Source organism: Photorhabdus sp. RM96S (assembly GCF_042879335.1).
In the GTDB taxonomy this organism is placed as follows: domain Bacteria; phylum Pseudomonadota; class Gammaproteobacteria; order Enterobacterales; family Enterobacteriaceae; genus Photorhabdus; species Photorhabdus kayaii.
Genome location: NZ_JBHFKT010000260.1, coordinates 1 through 253, shown reverse-complemented (window position 1 = coordinate 253; position 253 = coordinate 1). Strand labels below are relative to the sequence as shown.

Genomic DNA, 253 nt, shown 5'->3' with positions numbered 1-253 from the left:
GCAGGCGGTAATCCGGGGTATCGCGTAACGCCTGCCGGGCTTTGGCCGGCAGCGTCTCGTCAATCCCCGGCAGGCGGGTGTTGTCACTCAGGATTTGCAGGGCGCGGCTGATGGGCTGCTCGCCGCTGATGACCTGTTCAAGGGCGCTGATGGCCTGCGGGATATCGGTAAAGTCACGAATATCCAGGTTGTTCATCGCCGCGCGCCAGGTGGCGGTGTAGTCCCCCAGGTACTGCTCGGTGATTTGGCGCTG

The 253-nt window shown here is 63.6% G+C and carries 1 protein-coding gene; it reads right to left on the bottom strand.

Annotated features, from left to right (window positions below):
* The coding region (locus ACGF49_RS25260; protein ID WP_387493555.1) for an ImcF-related family protein at positions 1-253 on the bottom strand (253 nt) is incomplete at both ends.